Here is a 21358-nt window from a genome sequence, read left to right as displayed (position 1 = left end):
CCGGCCCGCGGCTCGGCCGCGCCGTGCGGAGCCGCGGGCCACGGCCTGCCCCGGCCCGAGGCCGGCACCGCGCCGCGCGGGGCGTCGCCGTGGCGCGGGGAAGGCCCGGGGAGGCGGGCCCGCCGCCGGCCGGCGGAACGGCGTACGAGGCATCGGCCGGGACCGCCCGTCGCGTCGCGTGCCGCACGCGTGTGCCGGTCCGCGCAGGGCGTTCCCGGCGCACCGGGGGGTGCGCACACGGTGTCCCGGGGATCCGCACGGACGAAGGGCCGCGCCCCGGTACGGGGCGCGGCCCTCCTCGTCCACTCCGGCCGGTACGGGCCCGTCACCGGACCTCGGTGATCTCCGGGCCGCGCTGGAGCTGGCCCATGCCGCCGGAGAAGCGGGATCCGCCCTCCTCCTGCTGGACGCTCTCGGGGACCATCTGCGCGTCGTTCGGCAGCTTCAGGACGATCGGGTCGCGGGGCGCCATCGGCCCCTCGCCGCGGACCACGACCGTGTCCCGGAAGATCTGCTCCAGCAGCCCGGCGGCCTGCGGCTGCACCGCGCCCTGACCCGAGATCACGCCGCGCAGGAACCAGCGGGGTCCGTCCACACCGACGAACCGCACGACCTGGAAACCGCCCGTGCCGTCGGGCAGTTGCACGGGCACCTGGGCCCGCAGCTCCCAGCCGAGCGGGCCCTCGACCTCGTCGACGATGCCACCCTGCTGGGTGATGCCGGCCGCGATCTCCTCGCGCACCTCGCCCCAGATGCCCTCGCGCTTGGGCGCGGCGAAGGCCTGGAGCTGGATGGCGCTGTCGCGCAGGACGACCGTCGCCGCGACGATCGCGTCGCCCGCGACCTCCACCCGCAGTTCCATGCCGTCGACGCCCGGTACGAACAGGCCGCCGAGGTCCACCCGGCCCTCGGCCGGGTCGCGCACCTCGGAGATGTCCCAGGGGCCGTCGGGCCGCGGTCCGGGTTCGAGCCGCAGCCGCTCGCGCTCGCCCTCGTCGTCCGCCTCGGTGTCGACGCTGTCGACGACCTGCTCGGCCTCGCCGGCCGCGTCCTCGGCGGCACCCTTCTTCTTGCGACGTCCGAACACGTCACTGTCCTTCCCGGTCGGATACGACCGAAGCGTATCGATTCCCACCCGTCGTGCCGCCTGCGGCGGCCTGACCGCTGGTGCCGCTCGTGCCGTCTGTCCGGTCCACCGCCGCATGGCCGCCGGTGGACCCGAAGCCCCCTTCGGCCCGCGCCGAGTCGGGAAGCTCCGCGACCTGGCGGAAGCGGACCCTCTCGACCTGCTGGACGACCAGTTGGGCAATCCGGTCGAAGCGCTCGAACCGCACCGGCTCGCGCGGATCGAGATTCACCACGATCACCTTGATCTCCCCACGGTACCCGGCATCAATCGTCCCCGGGGCATTCACGAGGGCGACACCGCATCGGGCGGCGAGGCCGGAACGCGGGTGCACGAAGGCCGCGTACCCCTCCGGGAGTGCCACAGACACCCCCGTGGGCAGGACGGCCCGCTCGCCGGGGGCGAGTTCGCAGGCGACGGTGGTGCGCAGATCGGCACCAGCGTCACCCGGGTGCGCATACGTCGGGAGCGGTACGTCCGGATCGACGCGCCGGATCAGGACCTCCACGGGGTCGCGGCCGGCGGCGGTCACGGGTTCACCTCGAAGGCCCGCGCACGGCGCACCCGGTCCGGATCGTCCATGGCGGCGCGGATCTCCTCCTCGCGGCCGTTCTCGACGAAGTGGTCGACCCCGACCTCGATGAAGACGGCGTCGGCGCGGACGGCGACGGGGCCGTCCGGGCCGCCGGTGCGGCCGGTGGCGGTGGAGTAGATCTTCCGTCCGGCCACGGCGGTCACCTCGGCCTCCAGGTACAGCGTCGTGCCGACGGGCACGGGCAGCAGGAAGTCGGTCTCCAGCCGCCCGGTCACGGCGATGGTGCGCAGCAGCCAGTTGAGCGAGCCGAGGGTCTCGTCGAGGGCGCTGGCGAGCACCCCGCCGTGGGCGAGGCCGGGGGCGCCCTGGTGGGCGGGCCGCACCTCGAACTCGGCGGTGATCGACACGCCCTCGCCGGCCCGCGCCCGCAGGCGCAGTCCGTGGGGCTGCTCGCCGCCGCAGCCGAAGCACTGGCCGTAGTGCGCGCCGAGGAGCTCGCCGGGCGCGGGCGCGTCGGGATGGCGCACGGGGCGCACCGCGTCGGCGGGGGGCTGAAGAGCCGCGGAAGTACCACTCACAGGCGCAGACCTTACCCGCGCGCCGACGGTCCCCGGATACCGTGCCAAGCTTGACGCCATGCAGCTTGCCGCCGCCCCGTACGAAGAACGCCTGACCGCGCCCCGCTCCTGGTGGCTGATCTCCTTCCTGGTGGGGGTCTCGGCCGCCCTGATCCTGCTGCCGTTCGGCACGCTGCCGATGCTCGGCGGCCTCGCCGGCGGCACGGCGGTGGCGGCGGTGGCGGCCAGCGCCTACGGTTCGGTGCGCATCCGCGTGGTGGGCGACTCGCTGATCGCGGGTGACGCGAAGGTCCCGGTCGCGGCACTGGGCGAGGCGGAGATCCTCGGCCCCGAGGAGGCCCGGGCCTGGCGCACCCACAAGGCCGACACCCGCGCCTTCCTGCTGCTGCGCGCCTACATCCCCACGGCCGTGCGCGTCGAGGTCACGGATCCGCAGGACCCCACCCCGTACCTGTACCTGTCGACCCGCGAGCCGGAGCGCCTGGTGGAGGCCCTGCGCGCGGCGAAGGCGGCCGCGTAGGGCCACGCGGGGCACCGCCACCGACGCCCTCCGGGCCGGTACGGCCCGGCCCGCGCCGGTCCGCCGGGGCAGGGCGGCGCCCTCCGGGCCGCGGGCGCCCGCTGCGGGAAGAGGTGCCCAAAGGGCCGTGTCGGCGGGCGCCGCGCCGCGCCGCGGTGGTGATCCGGGCGCCGTCCCGCCGCGGACGCCCCGGCAGGGGTGCGGGGCCGGTACCGGACGTGCTCCAGCGGGGCCCGCGTCACCGGGGAACGCCCGCCGTGGCCGCCGGCCGGGGCCCGGCGTGCCGGCGCACGCCTCCTGCCGGGCGGCGGTTTCAGCGGCCGCCGTCTCCGGGGCGGCCGTGATCGGGCTCCTTCGTGGAACCGCCCATCTCCAGGGCGTCCGCCGGGCGCTCCAGGGCGGGGAGTTCCTCCAGCGCGTCCCACGGCACCTGGACCTTGCGCAGGTCCGCGCGGATCCGTTCGGCGAGCTTCCTGGTCTCCCGCCGGTTCATGGCCGCGCCGACGGCCGCTCCGACCAGGAACGGCGTGAGGTTCGGCAGGTTGCGGATCATCCGCTTCATGATCCGCTGGCGCAGCTCGCGCTTGGCGTGCCCGTTCAGCGCGGTGCTCAGCGTCGACGGTCTGCTCACGTCGACCCGGCGCTCCGACGCCCAGGAGTTCAGATAGGCGGTACTGCGCTGCTTGAGGCCGCCGGGCGGGCGGACGCCGTACACCTCGTGGAGTTCGGCGATCAGCTTCAGTTCGATCGCCGCGACGCCGGTGACCTCGGCGGCCAGCTCCGTGGGCATCGCGGGCGGCACGGGCAGTGCCGCGGCCGCGCCGACGCCCGCTCCGACCGTGGCCGTGCCCCTCACGGCGCCCGCCACCAGCTTGTCGGCGAGTTCCTCGGGGCCGAGGTCCGGGAACTGCCGGCGGAGCGTGGCCAGGTCCCGTACGGGGATGCGCGGGGCGAGCTCGATGATCCGGTCGGCGAGGTGGCCCAGGGCGGCCCGGGCGCGGTCACCGCCCCTGCGGGCGCCCTGCCGGGCCTTGTCCCGGATCACCGCCACCCGGCGTCGGGCGGCCGGCGCGGGGACCTCCACGGGTGCCGGGAGGTCGCTGCGTTCGGCCGCCGGTTCGAGCGAGGCCCCTCCTGTGCCGGCCGGGCCTCGCTCCGCGTCACGCGCGCGTTGTGGGCCGTCGTGCGGCCCTCGGTCCGCTCCCCGCTTGGGGAAGCGGCGCTTCCAAGGAGGGGTCGAGCCAGTCACGGCCGACCGGTCCTCAGTCGCAGTCGCGGCAGATCGGCTGGCCGTTCTTCTCCCGGGCCAGCTGGCTGCGGTGGTGCACCAGGAAGCAGCTCATGCAGGTGAACTCGTCCTGCTGCTTCGGGAGCACCCGGACGGCCAGTTCCTCGTTCGAGAGGTCGGCGCCGGGAAGCTCGAGGCCTTCCGCGGCCTCGAACTCGTCGACGTCCACCGCGGAGGCCGACTTGTCGTTCCTCCGGGCCTTCAGCTCTTCGAGACTGTCCGAGTCGACGTCGTCGTCGGTCTTGCGTGGAGTGTCGTAATCGGTTGCCATGTCGCTCTCCCCCTCTGGGTGTCTGCGGTGTCTTCCGCGCACGTAACGCGTGAGAGGCCGGACTTGTGCCCGACCTGAGGCGGAGATTTTGCCTCACATCAAGGTCTGTTACTCAATCGACACCCAACCGGACTCCGCATGAGTGATCGGCTTGGATGGCGATGGGGACCGTACACGGTCGCATGGCCGCGCTTCAAAGCCGCCTCCCCGTGTACTTCCCGTGATCAAGACCCCTGAAAACCCGGATTTTCCGGGCGTTTTACAGGATTACCAGATCACGGAGAGTGAATGACCGGAAAAGTGCCGCTGTGATCGATCACACACGTGATCTCTGGTGGTCCGAGGGCCCGGCGGTTCGGAAATTCAGCCCAAAGCGAACATCCCCGCAGGTCGGCTCGGTGATCGGCGCCATGATCTCAGACCGGCAGGGTGACCCGCACCACGAGCCCTCCTCCCTCTCGCGGCCGGGCGGAGATGTGCCCGCCGTGCGCCCGGGCCACGGACCGGACGATGGACAGGCCGAGGCCCACTCCCTTGTCGCTGCCCGTGCGCTCGGTGCGCAGCCGCCGGAAGGGCTCGAAGATGTTGTCGATCTCGTACGCCGGCACGACCGGTCCCGTGTTGCTCACCACCATGACCGCCTGGCCGTGCTCGATGTCGGTGGTGACCTCGACCCAGCCGTCCTCGGCCACGTTGTAGCGCACGGCGTTCTGCACCAGGTTCAGGGCGATCCGCTCCAGCAGCACGCCGTTTCCCTGGACCACCGCGGGGTTGCGCCGGCCGCGGATCCCCACGCCCTTGGCCTCCGCCTCGGCGTGCACCTGGTCGATGGCCTGCGTGGCCACCTCGGCGAGGTCCACCGGCTTGCGCTCGACGATCTGGTTGTCGCTGCGGGCGAGCAGCAGCAGGCCCTCCACCAGCTGTTCGCTGCGTTCGTTGGTGGCCAGCAGGGTCTTGCCGAGCTGCTGGAGCTCCACCGGGGCGTCGGGGTCGGACAGGTGCACTTCCAGAAGGGTGCGGTTGATCGCCAGCGGGGTGCGCAGCTCGTGCGAGGCGTTGCCGACGAAGCGCTGCTGGGCGGTGAAGGCCCGCTGGAGCCGCTCCAGCATGTCGTCGAAGGTGTCCGCCAGCTCCTTCAGCTCGTCGTCCGGGCCGTCCAGCTCGATCCGGCGGGAGAGGTCGGAACCGGCCACCGCGCGCGCCGTGCGGGTGATCCGGCCCAGCGGCGACAGCACCCGGCCGGCCATGGCGTAGCCGAAGGCGAAGGCGATCACGGCCAGGCCGAGCAGGGCCAGGAGGGAGCGGCTGAGCAGGCTGTCCAGGGCGTGCTGGCGCTGCTCGTTGACACAGTCGTTCAGTGAGCGGTTGAGCTCGTCCGCGGGCAGTTCCAGGCTCCGCAGGTGGCAGATCTCACTGGACACCTGTCCGGACACGATCCTGAAAGGCAGGTCGCTGCCCACCTTCAGCGCGTTCGCCGCCAGCAGGTAGATGATCGACAGCAGTACGATGCCGGCGATCAGGAACATCCCGCCGTACAGCAGGGTGAGCCTTATCCGGATGGTGGGGCGCAGCCACGGGAAGGGCGGGGCCGGCCGGGGGTCCCAGGTGGGCTTGGGGGGCGCCTGGGGAGGCGCGGGTGTCGTGGCCACGGGCGATCAGATCCGGTACCCGGAACCCGGGACGGTGACGATGACGGGCGGCTCGCCCAGCTTGCGGCGCAGCGTCATGACGGTCACCCGCACCACGTTCGTGAACGGGTCGGTGTTCTCGTCCCACGCCTTCTCCAGCAGCTGCTCCGCGGAGACCACCGCGCCCTCGCTGCGCATGAGGACCTCCAGGACGGCGAACTCCTTGGGCGCCAGCTGGATCTCCCGGCCGTCGCGGAAGACCTCGCGGCGGTTGGGGTCCAGCTTGATCCCCGCGCGCTCCAGGACCGGTGGCAGCGGCACGCTGGTGCGCCGACCCAGGGCCCGCACGCGGGCGATGAGCTCGCTGAACGCGAACGGCTTGGGCAGGTAGTCGTCGGCGCCTATCTCCAGGCCCTCCACCCGGTCGCTGACGTCACCGGAGGCCGTCAGCATCAGCACGCGCGTGGGCATGCCCAGCTCGACGATCTTGCGGCACACGTCGTCACCGTGCACCAGTGGGAGGTCGCGGTCGAGGACGACCACGTCGTAGTCGTTGACGCCGATGCGTTCCAGAGCGGCCGCACCGTCGTACACGACGTCGACGGCCATGGCCTCCCGGCGCAGTCCGGTGGCCACCGCATCGGCGAGCAGCTGCTCGTCCTCGACGACGAGTACGCGCACGTCGCTTGTCCTTCCTCATGGAACGCCCGTGGCGCCCCGGGGGCGCGAGCGGGCAGGGGTCTTGGTGAGTGTGTCGCCTCCATCCTGCCCTTTTCGGCCATAAGTCGGCGGTAAGGCGGAAGCCGGGCGGCCGGCTCGGGGCGGGAACGGAAGCGGGGACGGGGCAGGGGCGGGAAATTTTCTTACCCGGCCGAGGTTTCCGCGCGAAGGCGTGTGGGGAGGACGGCTTTACACCCCACGATCACGCTCTGCGCGTACCGTACGACCACCTGGTGCACAGCCATCCGCTTCCCGCAGGGCGGCGTGGGTGTCCGGCACCGTCGCCGCCCGGCCGGTCGGCGCCGGGCACCCGTCGCAGACGTGATCGCCACCTTTCCCGCAATGGCACACCCCCGTGCCACCGACCCACGACCCAGGACGAGGGGGCGCAGCATGGACGCTTTCACCGCAGGACTTCTGCAGCGCATAGAGGCGACCGAGTCCGACCTGTCGCGGGCCCGGGAGGAGGGCGACGACTTCCTCGTCGAGGTCGAGCTGAGCGAGCTCGACGACCTTCGCCGACTCGCCGCCGAGCACGGTGTGCAGGTCGGCGCGAACAGCGCCTGATCCGGCCCGCGTACGACGGATGGAACGAACAAGAGGGAGCCCCGGCGAGTTCCAGCGCCGGGGCTCCCGCCTTTCCGCCTGTCCGCCCGCGGGACGCGCGGCCGCGCGTCCCGCGGGCGGGCTGTCGCCGCCCCCTCAGTCGTGCCAGGCGCCGAGGTCCTCCAGGAGGCCCTGGAGAGGTTCGAAGACGCCCGGCGGGGCCGCGACCGCCAGTTCGCGCGACGGGCGCCGGGAGGGGCGTCCGCCGGTCAGCGCGCCCGCTTCCCGGGCGATCAGGTCGCCCGCGGCCAGGTCCCAGGGGTTCAGGCCGCGCTCGTAGTAGCCGTCGAGGCGGCCCGCGGCCACGTCGCACAGGTCGATCGCGGCCGAGCCGCCGCGCCGGATGTCGCGCACCCGGGGGATCACCTTCCCGGCGATCTCGGCCTGATGGGCGCGGACCTCGGCGACGTAGGCGAAGCCGGTCGAGATCAGGGCCTGGTCCAGGGGCGGCGCGGGGCGGCAGGCGAGCCGGCGCTCCTGCCGTGTCCCCGTCACCCAGGCGCCGCCGCCGCGGACCGCGTGGTAGGTCTCCCCGCGCATCGGGGCGGCGACCACACCGACGACGGTCTCGCCGTCCTGTTCGGCGGCGATGGAGACGGCCCAGCTCGGCAGGCCGTAGAGGTAGTTCACCGTGCCGTCGAGGGGATCGACGACCCAGCGGACGCCGCTCGTTCCCTCGGTGGCGGCGCCCTCCTCGCCGAGGATGCCGTCGTCCGGGCGGCGCTCGGTGATCAGCCCGGTGATCAGTTTCTCGGCCGCGAGGTCCATCTCGGTGACCACGTCGACCGGGCTGGACTTGGTGGCGTGGACCGCGAGGTCGGCCGGACGGCCGTCGCGCAGCAGCTCGCCCGCGCGGAGGGCGGCCTCCCGGGCCAGTTCCAGCAGTTCCGAGTGGAGGGGGTCGGTCACGGGGCTCCTCACGCGTAGGGGCTGTCGGCGCCCGCGGCGGCGGGCCGGGGGGTGCGAGCCGGGCAGCAGCCCACCGGGCACAGGTCGTGGCTGGCGCCGAGCGCGCCCAGGGCGCACGGCGCGACCCGCTGGCCGCGCTCGGTGGCGGCCCGCTCCAGGACGAGGTCGCGGACGGCGGCGGCGAAGCGCGGGTCGGCGCCGACGGTGGCCGAGCGGCGCACCGGCAGCCCCAGCTCCTCGGCCTTGGCCTTGGCCTCCGTGTCGAGGTCGTACAGGACCTCCATGTGGTCGGAGACGAAGCCGATGGGGGCCATGACCACGGCCGGGACCCCGGCGGCGTGCCGCTCCTCGAGGTGGTCGCAGATGTCGGGTTCCAGCCACGGGATGTGCGGGGCGCCGGAGCGGGACTGGTAGACGAGCTGCCAGGGGTGGTCGACGCCGGTGCGCTCGCGGACGGCCTCGGCGATCAGCCGCGCGACGTCCAGGTGCTGCTTGACGTAGGCGCCGCCGTCGCCGTGCTCCTCCACCGGGCCGGAGGTGTCCGCGGCCGAGTTCGGGATCGAGTGGGTCGTGAAGGCGATGTGGGCGCCGTCCCGGACCTCCTGCGGCAGGTCGGCGAGGGACCGCACCACCCCGTCGATCATGGGCTCGACGAACCCCGGGTGGTTGAAGTAGTGCCGCAGCTTGTCGATCCTCGGCAGCTCCAGGCCCTCCGACTCCAGGGCCGCGAGGGCGTCGGCGAGGTTCTCGCGGTACTGGCGGCAGCCCGAGTAGGAGGCGTAGGCGCTGGTGGCGAGGACGAGGATGCGGCGGCGGCCGTCGCGGACCATCTCGCGCAGGGTGTCCGTCAGGTACGGCGCCCAGTTGCGGTTGCCCCAGTAGACCGGCAGGTCCAGGCCGTGCTCGGCGAAGTCCTTGCGCAGAGCGTCCAGCAGGGCGCGGTTCTGCGCGTTGATCGGGCTGACTCCGCCGAAGAGGAAGTAGTGCTGTCCGACTTCCTTCAGGCGTTCGGTGGGGATGCCGCGCCCGCGCGTCACGTTCTCCAGGAACGGGACCACGTCGTCCGGCCCTTCGGGGCCGCCGAACGAGAGCAGGAGCAGGGCGTCGTAGGGGGTGGCGTCGAGCACGTCTGGCATGTCTCGATCCTGCCACCCGCCACCGACAGCCGGGAAACGGCGGGGGTGACACGCGGCGCCCCCGCCGCCTCGGAGGTGTATAAGGGTCACCTAACCTGTAAGCTGTATCAGCCGCATTGGCGCCTTACGGACGCACTGTCCCGCACGACCTGCCGCATCCACCGGCCCGTCGTGCCGGTCCTGTCCCGCCCGAGCCGTACCGGACCACCGGAGACCCCGTGCCCAGCCCCTACCGCGCCCTGTTCGCCGCCCCCGGCTCCAAGGGCTTCTCCGCCGCGGGCCTCCTCGGCCGCATGCCGTTGTCGATGATGGGCGTCGGCGTGGTCACCATGGTCTCGCAGCTGACCGGGCGGTACGGCCTGGCCGGCGCCCTGTCGGCCACCATCGCGCTCGCCGCGGCGGTCGCGGGACCGCAGGTCTCACGGCTGGTCGACCAGTACGGGCAGCGGCGGGTGCTGCGCCCGGCGACCCTGGTGTCGCTCGTCGCGGCGGCCGGGCTGCTGGCGGCCGCGCACTGGCGGTGGCCGGACTGGGTGCTGTTCGTGTGCTGTGTGGGGGTCGGCTGCGTGCCCAGTGTCGGCGCGATGGTCCGAGCCCGCTGGGCGGCCCTGTACCGGGGCACCCCGAAGCTGCACACCGCGTACTCCTTCGAGTCCGTGGTGGACGAGGTGTGCTTCATCTTCGGGCCGATCATCTCCATCGGCCTGTCCACGGCGTGGTTCCCGGAGGCCGGTCCGCTGCTGGCCGCCTGCTTCCTCGCCGTCGGCGTCTTCTGGCTGACCGCGCAGCGCGCCACCGAGCCCGCGCCGCATCCGCGCGAGCAGCGCGGCGGCGGCAGCGCGCTGCGCTCGCGCGGCCTGCAGGTGCTGGTCGCCACGTTCGTGGCGACGGGGGCGATCTTCGGGGCGGTCGACGTGGTCACCGTGGCCTTCGCCGACGAGCGGGGGCACCAGGCCGCCGCCAGCCTCGTGCTCGCCCTCTACGCGGCGGGCTCCTGCGTGGCGGGCATGGTCTTCGGGCTGCTGCGCTTCACCGGGGAGCCGGAACGCCGCTGGCTGCTGGGCGTGTGCGCGATGGCCGTGAGTATGATCCCCCTCCTACTGGTCGGGAACCTGCCGTTCCTGGCCGTTGCGCTGTTCGTCGCGGGCCTGTCCATCGCACCCACGATGATCACGACGATGTCCCTCATCGAACAGCACGTACCACGCGCGCAGCTCACCGAGGGCATGACCTGGGTGAGCACCGGGCTCGCGGTGGGGGTGGCGCTCGGCTCCTCCGCGGCCGGCTGGGTGATCGACGCGGCCGGGGCGCGCGCCGGGTACGTGGTCCCGGCGGTGGCCGGGGCCGTCGCGGCCGCGGTCGGTTTCCTCGGGTACCGCCGGCTCACGCGGCCGGCTCCGGGTCGGGGAGGGACCGTTGAACATTACGGCGAACGGGAAGACGGGCGGGAAGAGCGGCACCTGGCGTAACTGGGGAGGCACCGTGGCGGCCCGTCCCGCGCGGGAGGTCGTCCCGGCGTCCGCCGGGGAACTGGCCGAGGCCGTGCGCCGGGCCGCCGAGGACGGACTGCGGGTGAAGGCCGTCGGCGCCGGCCACTCCTTCACCTCCATAGCCGCCACGGACGGTGTGCTGATCCGGCCTCACCTGCTGACGGGCATACGCGACATCGACCGCGCCGCCATGACGGTCACGGTCGCGGCCGGCACCCCGCTCAAGAGGCTCAACGCGGCCCTCGCGCGCGAGGGGCTGTCGCTGGCGAACATGGGCGACATCATGGAGCAGACGGTCGCCGGCGCGACCGGCACCGGCACCCACGGCACCGGACGCGACTCGGCCTCGATCGCCGCCCAGATCAGGGGGATCGAGCTGGTCACGGCCGACGGTTCGCTCCTCACCTGCTCCGCGGGGGAGAACCCGGAGGTCTTCGCCGCCGCCCGCGTCGGTCTGGGCGCCCTCGGTGTCGTCACCGCGCTCACGTTCGCCGTGGAGCCGCTGTTCCTGCTCCGGGCCCGCGAGGAACCCATGCCGTTCGACCGGGTCCTCGCCGACTTCGACGAACTGTGGGCCGGGAACGAGCACTTCGAGTTCTACTGGTTCCCGCACACCGGGAACACCATCACCAAGCGCAACAACCGCAGCGCGGGCCCGGAGCAGCCGATGGGGCGGCTGAAGGGCTGGTTCCAGGACGAGTTCCTCTCCAACGGCGTCTTCCAGGTGGCCAACCGGGTCGGCCGCGCGGTGCCCGCCACCGTCCCGGCGATCGCGAGGATCTCCAGCAAGGCCCTGTCCGCGCGGGCCTACACCGACATCCCCTACAAGGTCTTCACCTCGCCGCGCCGGGTGCGTTTCGTGGAGATGGAGTACGCCGTCCCGCGCGAGGCCGTCATCGACACGCTGCGCGAACTGAAGGCGATGGTCGACCGCTCGCGGCTGCGGATCAGCTTCCCCGTCGAGGTGCGCACCGCCCCGGCCGACGACATCACGCTCTCCACCGCCTCCGGCCGGGACACCGCCTACATCGCCGTCCACATGTTCAAGGGCACGCCCTACCGGGGGTACTTCACCGCCGCCGAGCACATCTTCACCGCGCACGAGGGCCGGCCGCACTGGGGGAAGCTGCACACCCGGGACGCCGGGCACCTGTCCCGGCTCTACCCGCGCTTCGGCGAGTTCACGGCGCTGCGGGACCGTCTCGACCCGGATCGCCGGTTCCAGAACGACCACTTGCGGAGGATTCTGGGGCCGTAGCCGAGCCGCTGGACGCCGGGTCCGGGCCTCGTCGGCACCCCGGCTCCCGGTGGGGCTCGGGGCGGGCGCGGCGCCGTCCCCGGTGCCGTCGCCCGGGCCGCGGCACGAGGTGAGTCCGCAGGCGGTGGTTCCGGCCATCGTGACGCCGGAGGAGGAGGCGCGCTCGGCTGCCACCGCCGCCGCGAGCGCGCCGCCCGCGACCCGGGACGTGTTCAGGTCGATCGGCTTCCTGCCCGCCTCGCCCCGGAGGGCGGTCCCTCCCGCTCCGGGACTGCGCCACGGCCGGGACAGCGGGCTTTTCACGCATCCTCGCCCCTTGCCCGCCATTCCCGTACTCGGCCGACTTCTGCCGCTCGGTCAACCAACCACATCAGAAGGGGACATACGGAAGAAACCTTTAGTTCCGTTTCTGGTGATTGCATGAAGCCCGCCGCGCCGCCCCCTTGTGCCGACGCGGAAACCGCCCCGGGTGACCGAGCCCCGCCCCTTGCCGGAAGTCGGACGGCGTGCCGATCCACGCACATGGCCCGAATGGAGTACTGTGGCGAACCCTGGGTCAGATCTCCCGACAGGGGGTACGAGACCTTGACGGACCACCGGGAGGGGGCTAGGTGCACAGGGTGACGGAGTTGGTCACTTAGCGTGGCGAAGAGGTAACCGTGCCATAACGGCGATCCAGGGCCCGCGCCCGACACGCCGGGCAACTCGGCAAGGTTGTGGCAGGCTGCACCCGGGCAGGCCACACTCGACAGAGCGGAAGCAGCGACGCACGTGACGTCGGCAGGCACCACCCGGGAGGTCCCCATGCCCGAACTGCGTGTCGTGGCCGTCTCGAATGACGGCACACGGCTGGTGCTGAAGGCTGCGGACTCAACGGAGTACACGCTTCCGATTGACGAACGGCTCCGTGCCGCCGTGCGCGGCGACCGTCCCCGCCTCGGCCAGATCGAGATCGAGGTGGAGAGCCACCTCCGCCCCCGTGACATCCAGGCGCGGATACGTGCGGGCGCGAGCGCCGAGGAAGTCGCCCAGATGGCCGGCATCCCGGTGGACCGCGTACGTCGTTTCGAGGGCCCCGTCCTGGCCGAGCGCGCCTTCATGGCCGAGCGGGCCCGCAAGACCCCCGTCCGCCGCCCCGGCGAGAACTCCGGTCCGCCCCTCGGCGAGGCCGTGCAGGAGCGGCTGCTGCTGCGCGGCGCGGAGAAGGACACCGTCCAGTGGGACTCCTGGCGCCGCGACGACGGCACCTGGGAGGTGCTGCTGGTCTACCGGGTCGCGGGCGAACCCCACTCGGCGAGCTGGACGTACGACCCGCCGCGCCGGCTCGTCCAGGCCGTCGACGACGAGGCGCGCGCGCTGATCGGCGAGACCGACGACCTCGCCGCGCCCGAGCCCAGCTTCCCCTTCGTCCCGCGCATCGCGCGCCTGCCGCGCGACCGCCCGCTGGACCGCACCACCGACCGGGAACGCCCGAGTCTGCCCGCGCAGGCGTCCGAACCCGCCGAGGAGAGCACGGGCGAACGGGACTCGCTGACCAGCCTGCTGGAGGCGGTGCCGAGCTTCCGGGGCGACCTGGTCGTTCCCGAGCGCCCGTCGGAGTCCGCCGGGGAACCGGAGGACGAATCCGCGGCGGAGGAACCCCCGGCCCCCGCGGCCTCGGCCGGTTCCGCCTACGCCGACGTGCTCATGCCCCGCTCCGTCGGAAGCCACCGCGACCGTCTCGTCGGCGCCACCGACCGTCAGGCCGAGGCCGACGGCGTCCGCCCGGGGCGCCGGGCCGCGGTGCCCAGCTGGGACGAGATCGTGTTCGGGACGCGCCGGAAGAAGCAGGAGTAAGCCCCGGGAGCAGCCGGCCGTACGGCGGTGAGGGCCCGCGTCGCGGAGCGGCGGGCCCCCTCGCGCCCCGTCGGCAGCGCCCGGCCGGCCGCTCCTACCGGGGATCCGGTCCGACGGCGACCGGCCGTTCGGGATCCGAGGACCACTGGGACCACGACCCGACGTACAGCGCCGCCGGGATGCCCGCCACCGCCAGCGCCAGCACCTCGTGGGCCGCGGAGACGCCCGAGCCGCAGTACACCCCGACCTCGGTGCCCTCGACCGCGCCCAGCGCCTCGAAGCGGGCGCGGAGCTCTCCGGCGGGCAGGAGCCGGCCGTCCGCCGCCACGTTCTCGGTCGTCGGCGCGGACACGGCACCGGGGATGTGCCCGCCGACCCGGTCGATCGGTTCCACCTCGCCCCGGTACCGCTCCCCCGCGCGCGCATCGAGCAGCACCCCGGACCGTGCCAGCGCCGCCGCTCCGTCCGCGTCCAGGTAGCCGCCCGTCCCCGCCACCGGCTCGAAGTCCCCCGGCTCCGGAACGGGTGTCTGCGTCGACAGCGGCCCCTCCCACGCCCGCAGCCCGCCGTCGAGGACCCGCACGTCCGGGTGGCCCGTCCAGCGCAGCAGCCACCAGGCGCGGGCCGCCGCCCAGCCCTGCCCGCCGTCGTACACGACGACCGGCCGGCCCGACGACACGCCCGCCCGGCGCATCGCGGCGCCGAACTCCGCGAGATCGGGCAGCGGGTGGCGGCCTTCGGGGCCGGGCGGGGCGGCGAGCTCCCGGTCCAGGTCGACGAAGACCGCGCCGGGCAGGTGCCCGGCCGCGTACTCGGCACGGCCGTCGAAGGCCGGCGCACCGGCCGCCTTGGCGGCGACGAGCTGCCAGCGGACGTCCAGGAGGACCGGCGGGTTCCCGCCCGCCAGTTCACCGGCGAGTTCGGATGCGGAGATGATGGCGTTCATGGCCCCATCCTGACGCACGGGGCGGCCGACGCGCCCCGGCCGGCCCACCGGGCCCGCCGCGGGTGCGGCGGGGACCGCCGACGGGGGTTTCGCACGCCGGACGTCGGAAGGGGACGGCCCCGGGCGGTCGTTACTTCCTCGGGGCCTCCCGCGCGGCGGTGTTCACGGCCACGCCCAGGACGACGAGCGCGATGCCGACGTACAACTCGCAGCCGTCGACGTACAGGTGCCTCATGAAGCCCATGAGCGGAATCCACGTGCCGAAGGCCTCGTGGACGATGCCCTGCAGGCCGCCGACGACGAGTACGAAACCGATGAGACCGAGAATGCCCTTCATGAGCCGAACCGTAGGGACAACGGGCCAGGACCGTATCGGACTTGGGCATGCGGGAGCGGTGGGCTTGTAGTCCCAAAGTATCGACCCACGGCACGCGGGGCCGGACGGCTGCTCCGCGGGCATAGGTTCGGCGGTATGCGCAGTCGCCGCGACCGGGTCGTCGACATCTCCTTCTTCCTCTTCGCCGTGGTCTTCTCCGTGGTCACGGCGGACTCGGTCCACGTGGACGAGGGCATGTCCGGTGGCGAGCGGATCGCCGATCAGGTAGCCGGTGGGCTGGCCTGCGCATCGGTGTTCCTGCGGCGGCGGTGGCCGGCGCAGCAGGCCGTGGCGCTGATGCTGGCCGGAACGTATTTCCATCATCTGACCGGGGCCACGCTGGTGGCGTTGTTCACGGTCGCGGCGCACCGGAGGCGGCCCGTCACCGCCCGGGTGGCGGCGGTCGCGCTGGTGCAGTTCCTCGCGTTCCTGGTCGAGGGACCGGAAGCGGAGTCCGAGGCGACCGGATCGGCCCTCACGTACTTCGCGCTGGTGGCGGGTGCCGTCGGCTGGGGGCTGTACGTCCGTTCCCGGCGGGCGCTGATCGCGTCGCTGGAGGAACGCGCGGTCCGGGCCGCCGAGGAGGCACGGCGGCAGGTGCGGGAGGAGATGGCCCGGGAGATGCACGACGTCCTCGCCCACCGGCTGTCGTTGCTGAGCGTGCACGCCGGGGCACTGGAGTTCAACCCGGGCGCTCCCGCGGCGGACGTCCGGCACGCGGCCGGGGTGATCCGCGACAGCGCGCACCGGGCGCTGCAGGACCTGCGCGAGGTGATCGGCGTCCTGCGGTCGCCGACGGCGGTCCCGGACGGGGCCGAGGGGCGGCCGCAGCCGACGCTGGCGGACGTGGAACGGCTGGTGGAGGAGTCCCGTGAGGCGGGGGCGGACGTCGCGTACCGCCAGGAGGTCGGGACCGCCGGGAAGGCGGACACGCTTCCCGCCGTCACCGGCCGCACCGCGTACCGCATCGTGCAGGAGGGCCTGACGAACGCCCGCAAGCACGCACCCGGCGCCGAGGTCGCGGTCACCGTGTCGGGCCGGCCCGGGGAGGGGCTGACGGTGGTGGTGGCGAACCCGCTCCCGGACGGCCCGGGAACGGCGATCCCCGGTGCCGGGCACGGTCTGATCGGGCTCGGCGAACGCGCCGGGCTGGCCGGCGGGCGGCTGGAACACGGCCCCCGGGACGGCTCGTTCGTGCTGCGCGCCCGGCTGCCCTGGGACGGCGCCGGGGCCGTGGACGGCTAACGTGCCCGTCATGATCCGAGTACTCCTGGTCGACGACGACCCGCTGGTGCGCTCCGGTCTGCGGCTGATGCTCGGGGGCGCGCCGGACGTGGAGGTGGTCGCCGAGGCCGCGGACGGGGCCGAAGTGGCGGCACTGGTGGCCGAGCACTCCCCCGACGTCGTGCTCATGGACATCCGGATGCCCGGCACGGACGGCCTCGCCGCCACCGAAGCGCTGCGGGCCCGGGGCCGCCCGGGCTCTCCGGGCGGCCCCGGGCGAAGGCTGCCTCATCCGCCCGAGGTGCTGGTGCTGACCACGTTCCACACCGACGAGCACGTGCTGCGGGCCTTGCGCGCGGGTGCCGCCGGTTTCGTCCTGAAGGACACCCCGCCCCAGGAGATCGTGGCGGCGGTGCGGAAGGTGGCGGCGGGCGAGCCGGTGCTCTCGCCCGCGGTGACACGGCAGTTGATCGCCCAGGTGTCGGAGAGGACGGGCGGGCGCGAGGCCCGGGCCGAACGGGCGCGGGCGCGACTGGCGCTGCTCGGCGACCGGGAGCGGGAGGTGGCGCTCGCGGTGGGGCGGGGCAGGACCAACGCGGAGATCGCGGCGGAGCTCTACATGTCGGTACCGACCGTCAAGACGCACGTCTCGCACATCCTGGCCAAGCTGGACCTCAACAACCGCGTGCAGATCGCCCTCGTGGTGTACGACGCGGACGCGGCGCGCTGAGCGCGGGCCGGGGCGCGCCGGTCACCGTGCTCTCGTCCCACCGGGCCGCCGGTCCGGTTCGGCGTCCGAAGCGCCCCGTTCGCCGGCGGACGGGGCGCGGCCGGGTGGGCACGAGGTCTCGGAGAGAGCCGGAAGAGCGTACTCCGCCCAGACCGTCTTGCCCGGTCCGTCCGGGCGCGGGTGCCAGTCCCAGCGGGCCGCGAGCCGCGACACGAGGAGCAGCCCGCGGCCGGTCTCCTCGGCCCCGGCGGCGTCCTCCGGGACGGCGGGGCGGCGGGGCCGGCGTTCGGCGCGGGTGTCGGTGACCTCGACGCGCACGGTGCCGCCGTCGGGTGCGGCGTGCAGGCGGAGGCGGAAGTCCCGGCCGGGGACGTGGCCGTGGCGCACGGCGTTCGCGGCGAGTTCGGCGGTGATCAGCACGATCGCGTCGTGCGGGCCGGTGCCGTACGGGATGCCCCACGCATGCAGGCGGACGGCCGTGAGGCGGCGGGCGAGACGGGCACCGCGGGGCGTGGAGGTGAAGCGCATCTCGAAGGCGCGGTCCGGCGGTGGTGCCTCCAAGAAGGCGCGGAGGGTGGCGGGTTGGGTGGTGCCGGCGGGATCGATGGGTTTCGTCGTCATGCCCTCACGGTCCTGTCGGTGGTCTGGCGTGACCAGCGGTGACGCGGCGACAGGGGTCTGCTGTACGCGTGTTGTCCGCACGGGTACGCGCCGCGTGCCGTGACGGCGTCCTCCGCGGGGCGTTGAGCGGGAGGAGGCGGTGGTGGTCATGGCGGAGCGCGAGGACGCGGTGGCGGGGGCCGGGGCGGTTCCCGGGGAGCGTGGCAACGGCGGCGGGACGGGAGCGTTCGTGAGCCTCGGGGACGGCTGGGACAGCGACGACGGGTCCGGGCGGCGACCGGAGGACGAGGCGGGGCGCGGCGTCGTTGTCGCGTTCGGGCAGACCATGAAGGCGCTGCGGCTGCGGGAGGGACTGGAGCGCGAGGAGTTCGGGCGGCGCCTCGGGTACTCGGCGTCCACGATCGCGTCGTTCGAGCAGGGGCGGAGGATCCCGTCGCCCCGGGCGATCGAGCGGGCGGACGAGGTGCTGGGCGCCGGCGGGTTGCTGTGCCTGTGGAAGGAGCAGGTGGAGCGCGCTCAGTATCCGGTGTTCTTCCAGGGGATGGCGGCCTTGGAGAAGGAGTGCCTTGAGCTGCTCATGTACGACACCCACGTCGTCAACGGCCTGCTCCAGACCGAGGATTACATGAGGGCGCTGCTCGCGATGCGGCGTCCGCCCCTGGACCCGGAAACGGTCGAGCAGCGGGTGACCGCTCGACTGGCCCGCCAGGACATCTTCGACCGGCGGCCCACCCCGCTGTTGAGCTTCGTGATGGACGAGGCGGTGCTGAGGCATCGGTACGGCGGCACGGAGGTGCTGCGGGGACAACTGGAGCTCATTCTCCTCATCGGCCAGAAGCAGAACGTCGAGATCCAGGTCATGCCGACCGAATGCGAGGAGAACGCGGGCGTGAACGGGCCGTTCACGGTCGTCACCCGGAAGGACGGCAGGAGGTTCGTCTACGCCGAGACGCACGCGACCAGTGCTCTTGAAACCGACCCGGAACAGACGGCTCTCGCGACCGCACGCTATGGGATCATCCGATCCCAGGCTCTCAGTCCGCGAGAGTCAACGGAGTTCATCGAAGGGTTGCTGGGAGCGCTATGAACAACGTCGAGTCCTCGACCGCCGCATCCGGCCTCGTCTGGTTCAAGAGCAGCTACAGCGGAACCGAGGGCGGTCAGTGCGTAGAAGTCGCGGCCGGTTCGGCAACCGTGCACGTCCGTGACTCCAAGGCCGTCGCCGGACCCGTACTCGCCGTCTCGCGCGAGGCGTGGGCAGGGTTCGTCGGGCTGGCCTCGTCGGAGCGGTGCGTCTGACCCCCGTACGGTCGCCGGAGCCCTGCCGACCGCGGTGGTGATCGGCGGGGCTCTCGCGTCCGGTCCTCCGGGACCCCGTTCCCGGACCGCTCCCGGACGAGTACTCCCGCCCCGTCAGGGCGTCGCACACGGGCCGCCCCGTCGCTCCCCGAGGCCGGAATAGCCATGGTCCACCCCGCGTTGCCGTGGGCATGACGACGAAGACGCCACGGCCCGAGGTACTGCGCTACACCGCCTTCTCCAGCACCCCCGACGGCGGGAACCCCGCCGGCGTCGTGCTGGACGCCACCGGTCTGGACGACGGCGACATGCTGGCCATCGCCGCCGACCTCGGGTATTCGGAATCCGCGTTCCTGACCGCGCCCCCGGAGGGCCTCGGCGGCCGGGAGGGACGGGCGTACGGCATCCGTTACTTCAGTCCCAGGGCCGAGGTGCCGTTCTGCGGGCACGCCACCGTCGCGGCCGCCGTCGCGCTCGCCGAGCGGATCGGCCCCGGGGAGCTGGTGTTCGCGACGCGCGCCGGCACCGTGCCGGTGGAGGTGACCGAGGAGGGCGGGACGGTCAGGGCCACGCTCACCAGCGTCGAGCCGCACGTCGAGGAGATCGGCGGCGCCGACCTCGCGGAGGCACTCGCCGCGCTCGGCTGGCCGGCCGCCGACCTCGATCCGGCCTTCCCGCCCCGCGTCGCGTTCGCCGGCGCCCGCCACCTCGTCCTCGCGGCGGCGACGCGCGCCCGCCTCGCGGACCTCGCCTACGACTTCGCGCGCCTCGAAGCCCTGATGCACCGCCTGGACCTGACCACGGTCCAGTTGGTGTGGCGGGAGTCGGCCACCGTCTTCCACGTCCGTGACCCGTTCCCCGTCGGCGGCGTCGTCGAGGACCCGGCGACCGGGGCCGCGGCCGCCGCGTTCGGCGCGTACGCCCGTGAGCTCGGCCTGGTCCCCGAGGACGCCGTCCTCACCCTGCACCAGGGCGAGGACCTGGGCCGTCCCGGCGAGCTCACGGTGACGCTGCGCGCGGGTGACCCGCGCGTCCGGGTCGGCGGCGCGGGAACCCGCATCGGCTGACCGGCCGTCAGGCGGTGACGCGTACCGTCTCCACCCAGTGCGGGGGCTGCGGCGCGCCGGGGCCGATCAGGGCCGCGACGAGGCGGCAGGACGGGACTTCGTCGGGCCAGGGCGTGTAGCCGTCGGTGAGGACGACGACGATGGACGGGCGGTCCCGCGCCGCGAGTGCGGCGTCGATCCCGACGCGCAGGTCCGTGCCGCCACCGCCGCCGAGGGTGATCTGCTCGGTGGCCGTCACCCGGGACACGGCGTGCACGTCGGCATCGCACGCGAGGACGGTGACGCGGTTGCCCCGCACGCCGACCTCGCGCAGGACGCCCGTAACCTCTCCCAGCGCGGCCGCGAGTTCCGCGTCGCCCATCGAGCCCGAGGTGTCGACGACGACGGCCACCCGGGGCAGCGGACGACGCAGACTCGGCAGGACGACGCCGCGCAGCGCCGGTGTGCGGCGCGACGGGCGGCGGTAGGTGTAGTCGACGGCCCCGCCGGCCCACGCGGCGGCTTCCCGGACCGCGCCGGCCAGCGCCTGCCGCCAGTCCACCGTGGGCTCCAGGACCTCCTCGGCCCAGCGCTGCCAGCCCGCGGGCAGGGTGCCGCGGGCGCGCTGGTGGGCGCGCATCGCCTCGGCGGTCTGCCGGCGCAGCGCCTGGGCCTCGGCCTCACCCAGCCGGGCGGGGTCGGCGGAGCCCGGGAGTTCCCAGGGCACCGGGCGGCCGTGGGCGCCCGATCCGCAGTCGCACTCCCGTACGCCGGGGGGTAGTTGCGGCACGTACGCCTCGAACAGCTGCCCCTCGGGCAGGCCGAGGAGGCGGGGCTCGACACGCCCGGCGGGCAGGCGCAGCCCGTCGGCGAGGAGGTCGTCGTTGATCTCGCAGTCCTGGGCGACGTTGACGCGGTGCCGGTAGCGCTGGTCGGCGGCGGGGAGCCGGTCGGCGCGGCCGTGGTGGTCGCGCAGCAGGTGCGCCGCCTCGTGCACCCAGACGCCCGCGAGTTCCTCCACGGGGGTCGCGTCGACGAAGACGGGTGACACGTAGCAGCGCCAGTGGCGGTCCACCCCCATCGTCGGCACCTCACGGCTCGCCACGACGGTCAGGGCGTACAGGGCTGATGCCAGATAGGGCCGGTCGCTCGCCGCCCGGTAGCGGGCGGCGAGCAGTTTGGTCATGTCCAGGTTCCCGCGGGATTCCGTCATGC

23 protein-coding genes are annotated in these 21358 nt (G+C 73.6%); 10 read left to right on the top strand and 13 right to left on the bottom strand.

The features are described from left to right. Nucleotides 1–325: 325 nt before the first annotated feature. From ACSU6Z_RS22640 to ACSU6Z_RS22630, 3 genes are read right to left on the bottom strand one after another with little or no spacing between them, the layout of a single operon-like run. Nucleotides 326–1087: a DUF3710 domain-containing protein gene (locus ACSU6Z_RS22640; RefSeq protein ID WP_437048209.1), complete on the bottom strand. Its 762-nt coding sequence runs from the start codon at nucleotides 1085–1087 to the stop codon at nucleotides 326–328. 1 nt (nucleotide 1088) lies between these two features. Next, nucleotides 1089–1658 carry a dUTP diphosphatase gene (gene dut, locus ACSU6Z_RS22635; protein ID WP_437048207.1) on the bottom strand — a complete coding sequence of 190 codons (570 nt, stop codon included), beginning with the start codon at nucleotides 1656–1658 and terminating at the stop codon, nucleotides 1089–1091. Further along, entirely contained in the window at nucleotides 1655–2239 is a 585-nt protein-coding gene (locus ACSU6Z_RS22630) for a PaaI family thioesterase (RefSeq protein ID WP_437048206.1), read from the bottom strand. Before ACSU6Z_RS22630 ends, dut begins: the two co-directional genes overlap by 4 nt. Nucleotides 2240–2297: 58 nt before the next feature. On the opposite strand from ACSU6Z_RS22630, the gene ACSU6Z_RS22625 reads away from it, so the two are divergent. Further along, on the top strand, nucleotides 2298–2759 hold the full coding sequence (locus ACSU6Z_RS22625) for a DUF3093 domain-containing protein (protein WP_437048205.1): 462 nt from the start codon (nucleotides 2298–2300) through the stop codon (nucleotides 2757–2759). 313 nt (nucleotides 2760–3072) lie between these two features. On the opposite strand, the gene ACSU6Z_RS22620 is transcribed toward ACSU6Z_RS22625, so the two are convergent. The 4 genes from ACSU6Z_RS22620 to ACSU6Z_RS22605 all read right to left on the bottom strand — a co-directional run bounded on the left by ACSU6Z_RS22620 (nucleotide 3073) and on the right by ACSU6Z_RS22605 (nucleotide 6627). Then, complete coding sequence (locus tag ACSU6Z_RS22620) at nucleotides 3073–4008, bottom strand: hypothetical protein (RefSeq protein ID WP_437048204.1); 936 nt, start codon at nucleotides 4006–4008, stop codon at nucleotides 3073–3075. A gap of 13 nt (nucleotides 4009–4021) precedes the next feature. Continuing rightward, nucleotides 4022–4318, bottom strand: coding sequence for a DUF4193 domain-containing protein (locus tag ACSU6Z_RS22615; RefSeq protein WP_003993510.1), 297 nt, complete (start codon nucleotides 4316–4318; stop codon nucleotides 4022–4024). Between the two features lie 416 nt (nucleotides 4319–4734). Continuing rightward, on the bottom strand, nucleotides 4735–5967 hold the full coding sequence (locus ACSU6Z_RS22610) for a sensor histidine kinase (protein WP_437048203.1): 1233 nt from the start codon (nucleotides 5965–5967) through the stop codon (nucleotides 4735–4737). Nucleotides 5968–5973: 6 nt separating this feature from the next. Then, nucleotides 5974–6627, bottom strand: coding sequence for a response regulator transcription factor (locus tag ACSU6Z_RS22605; RefSeq protein WP_069778299.1), 654 nt, complete (start codon nucleotides 6625–6627; stop codon nucleotides 5974–5976). 432 nt (nucleotides 6628–7059) lie between these two features. On the opposite strand from ACSU6Z_RS22605, the gene ACSU6Z_RS22600 reads away from it, so the two are divergent. Further along, on the top strand, nucleotides 7060–7233 hold the full coding sequence (locus ACSU6Z_RS22600; protein ID WP_437048201.1) for a hypothetical protein: 174 nt from the start codon (nucleotides 7060–7062) through the stop codon (nucleotides 7231–7233). Nucleotides 7234–7368: 135 nt separating this feature from the next. On the opposite strand, the gene ACSU6Z_RS22595 is transcribed toward ACSU6Z_RS22600, so the two are convergent. Both ACSU6Z_RS22595 and ACSU6Z_RS22590 read right to left on the bottom strand, forming a co-directional pair. Next, nucleotides 7369–8181, bottom strand: a complete 813-nt coding sequence (locus tag ACSU6Z_RS22595) for an inositol monophosphatase family protein (protein ID WP_437048200.1) — start codon at nucleotides 8179–8181, stop codon at nucleotides 7369–7371. A gap of 8 nt (nucleotides 8182–8189) precedes the next feature. After that, nucleotides 8190–9317 (bottom strand): ferrochelatase, encoded by a 1128-nt coding sequence (locus tag ACSU6Z_RS22590; protein ID WP_437048198.1) that lies wholly within the window; start codon nucleotides 9315–9317, stop codon nucleotides 8190–8192. Nucleotides 9318–9535: 218 nt separating this feature from the next. Between ACSU6Z_RS22590 and ACSU6Z_RS22585 the strand changes: the two genes are divergently transcribed. From ACSU6Z_RS22585 to sepH, 3 genes are all read left to right on the top strand, one after another. Next, nucleotides 9536–10786 (top strand): MFS transporter, encoded by a 1251-nt coding sequence (locus ACSU6Z_RS22585; protein WP_437048196.1) that lies wholly within the window; start codon nucleotides 9536–9538, stop codon nucleotides 10784–10786. Continuing rightward, on the top strand, nucleotides 10740–12065 hold the full coding sequence (locus ACSU6Z_RS22580) for a D-arabinono-1,4-lactone oxidase (protein ID WP_437050430.1): 1326 nt from the start codon (nucleotides 10740–10742) through the stop codon (nucleotides 12063–12065). Before ACSU6Z_RS22585 ends, ACSU6Z_RS22580 begins: the two co-directional genes overlap by 47 nt. Before the next feature lie 804 nt (nucleotides 12066–12869). Continuing rightward, nucleotides 12870–13901 (top strand): septation protein SepH, encoded by a 1032-nt coding sequence (gene sepH / locus ACSU6Z_RS22575; protein WP_437048194.1) that lies wholly within the window; start codon nucleotides 12870–12872, stop codon nucleotides 13899–13901. A 94-nt stretch (nucleotides 13902–13995) separates the two neighbouring features. On the opposite strand, the gene ACSU6Z_RS22570 is transcribed toward sepH, so the two are convergent. Both ACSU6Z_RS22570 and ACSU6Z_RS22565 read right to left on the bottom strand, forming a co-directional pair. Further along, on the bottom strand, nucleotides 13996–14847 hold the full coding sequence (locus tag ACSU6Z_RS22570; protein WP_437048192.1) for a sulfurtransferase: 852 nt from the start codon (nucleotides 14845–14847) through the stop codon (nucleotides 13996–13998). Nucleotides 14848–14977: 130 nt separating this feature from the next. Then, entirely contained in the window at nucleotides 14978–15184 is a 207-nt protein-coding gene (locus ACSU6Z_RS22565) for a hypothetical protein (RefSeq protein ID WP_437048190.1), read from the bottom strand. Between the two features lie 135 nt (nucleotides 15185–15319). Between ACSU6Z_RS22565 and ACSU6Z_RS22560 the strand changes: the two genes are divergently transcribed. Continuing rightward, complete coding sequence (locus ACSU6Z_RS22560) at nucleotides 15320–16468, top strand: sensor histidine kinase (protein ID WP_437048188.1); 1149 nt, start codon at nucleotides 15320–15322, stop codon at nucleotides 16466–16468. 10 nt (nucleotides 16469–16478) lie between these two features. Next, nucleotides 16479–17177: a response regulator transcription factor gene (locus ACSU6Z_RS22555; protein WP_437048186.1), complete on the top strand. Its 699-nt coding sequence runs from the start codon at nucleotides 16479–16481 to the stop codon at nucleotides 17175–17177. 21 nt (nucleotides 17178–17198) lie between these two features. Here the strand turns inward: ACSU6Z_RS22555 and ACSU6Z_RS22550 are convergent, their stop codons facing one another. Next, nucleotides 17199–17798: an ATP-binding protein gene (locus ACSU6Z_RS22550; protein WP_437048184.1), complete on the bottom strand. Its 600-nt coding sequence runs from the start codon at nucleotides 17796–17798 to the stop codon at nucleotides 17199–17201. Nucleotides 17799–17946: 148 nt separating this feature from the next. Between ACSU6Z_RS22550 and ACSU6Z_RS22545 the strand changes: the two genes are divergently transcribed. The 3 genes from ACSU6Z_RS22545 (at nucleotide 17947) to ACSU6Z_RS22535 (ending at nucleotide 20164) form a co-directional block, all read left to right on the top strand. Beyond that, entirely contained in the window at nucleotides 17947–18885 is a 939-nt protein-coding gene (locus ACSU6Z_RS22545) for a helix-turn-helix domain-containing protein (protein ID WP_437048182.1), read from the top strand. Continuing rightward, nucleotides 18882–19097 (top strand): DUF397 domain-containing protein, encoded by a 216-nt coding sequence (locus tag ACSU6Z_RS22540; protein WP_437048181.1) that lies wholly within the window; start codon nucleotides 18882–18884, stop codon nucleotides 19095–19097. Before ACSU6Z_RS22545 ends, ACSU6Z_RS22540 begins: the two co-directional genes overlap by 4 nt. 191 nt (nucleotides 19098–19288) lie before the next feature. Beyond that, a complete protein-coding gene (locus ACSU6Z_RS22535; RefSeq protein ID WP_437048179.1) occupies nucleotides 19289–20164 on the top strand; it encodes a PhzF family phenazine biosynthesis protein in 876 nt (291 codons plus the stop codon). Between the two features lie 7 nt (nucleotides 20165–20171). On the opposite strand, the gene ACSU6Z_RS22530 is transcribed toward ACSU6Z_RS22535, so the two are convergent. Further along, entirely contained in the window at nucleotides 20172–21356 is a 1185-nt protein-coding gene (locus tag ACSU6Z_RS22530) for a vWA domain-containing protein (RefSeq protein ID WP_437048178.1), read from the bottom strand. Between the last annotated feature and the right edge of the window lie 2 nt (nucleotides 21357–21358).

It is taken from the genome of Streptomyces sp. enrichment culture, from assembly GCF_964273145.1.
Lineage (GTDB): Bacteria > Actinomycetota > Actinomycetes > Streptomycetales > Streptomycetaceae > Streptomyces.
Note: the sequence above shows the minus strand (reverse complement) of the source record. Positions and strands in the feature narration are given on the sequence as shown.

Bases quoted from the DNA above. Each gene is read 5' to 3' on its own strand.
- ACSU6Z_RS22625 (WP_437048205.1), top strand. From the start codon at position 2,298: ATGCAGCTTGCCGCCGCCCCGTACGAAGAACGCCTGACCGCGCCCCGC.
- ACSU6Z_RS22615 (WP_003993510.1), bottom strand. From the start codon at position 4,318: ATGGCAACCGATTACGACACTCCACGCAAGACCGACGACGACGTCGAC.
- ACSU6Z_RS22600 (WP_437048201.1), top strand. From the start codon at position 7,060: ATGGACGCTTTCACCGCAGGACTTCTGCAGCGCATAGAGGCGACCGAG.
- ACSU6Z_RS22590 (WP_437048198.1), bottom strand. From the start codon at position 9,317: ATGCCAGACGTGCTCGACGCCACCCCCTACGACGCCCTGCTCCTGCTC.
- sepH (WP_437048194.1), top strand. From the start codon at position 12,870: ATGCCCGAACTGCGTGTCGTGGCCGTCTCGAATGACGGCACACGGCTG.
- ACSU6Z_RS22570 (WP_437048192.1), bottom strand. From the start codon at position 14,847: ATGAACGCCATCATCTCCGCATCCGAACTCGCCGGTGAACTGGCGGGC.
- ACSU6Z_RS22565 (WP_437048190.1), bottom strand. From the start codon at position 15,184: ATGAAGGGCATTCTCGGTCTCATCGGTTTCGTACTCGTCGTCGGCGGC.
- ACSU6Z_RS22560 (WP_437048188.1), top strand. From the start codon at position 15,320: ATGCGCAGTCGCCGCGACCGGGTCGTCGACATCTCCTTCTTCCTCTTC.
- ACSU6Z_RS22555 (WP_437048186.1), top strand. From the start codon at position 16,479: ATGATCCGAGTACTCCTGGTCGACGACGACCCGCTGGTGCGCTCCGGT.
- ACSU6Z_RS22550 (WP_437048184.1), bottom strand. From the start codon at position 17,798: ATGACGACGAAACCCATCGATCCCGCCGGCACCACCCAACCCGCCACC.
- ACSU6Z_RS22545 (WP_437048182.1), top strand. From the start codon at position 17,947: ATGGCGGAGCGCGAGGACGCGGTGGCGGGGGCCGGGGCGGTTCCCGGG.
- ACSU6Z_RS22540 (WP_437048181.1), top strand. From the start codon at position 18,882: ATGAACAACGTCGAGTCCTCGACCGCCGCATCCGGCCTCGTCTGGTTC.
- ACSU6Z_RS22535 (WP_437048179.1), top strand. From the start codon at position 19,289: ATGACGACGAAGACGCCACGGCCCGAGGTACTGCGCTACACCGCCTTC.
- ACSU6Z_RS22530 (WP_437048178.1), bottom strand. From the start codon at position 21,356: ATGACGGAATCCCGCGGGAACCTGGACATGACCAAACTGCTCGCCGCC.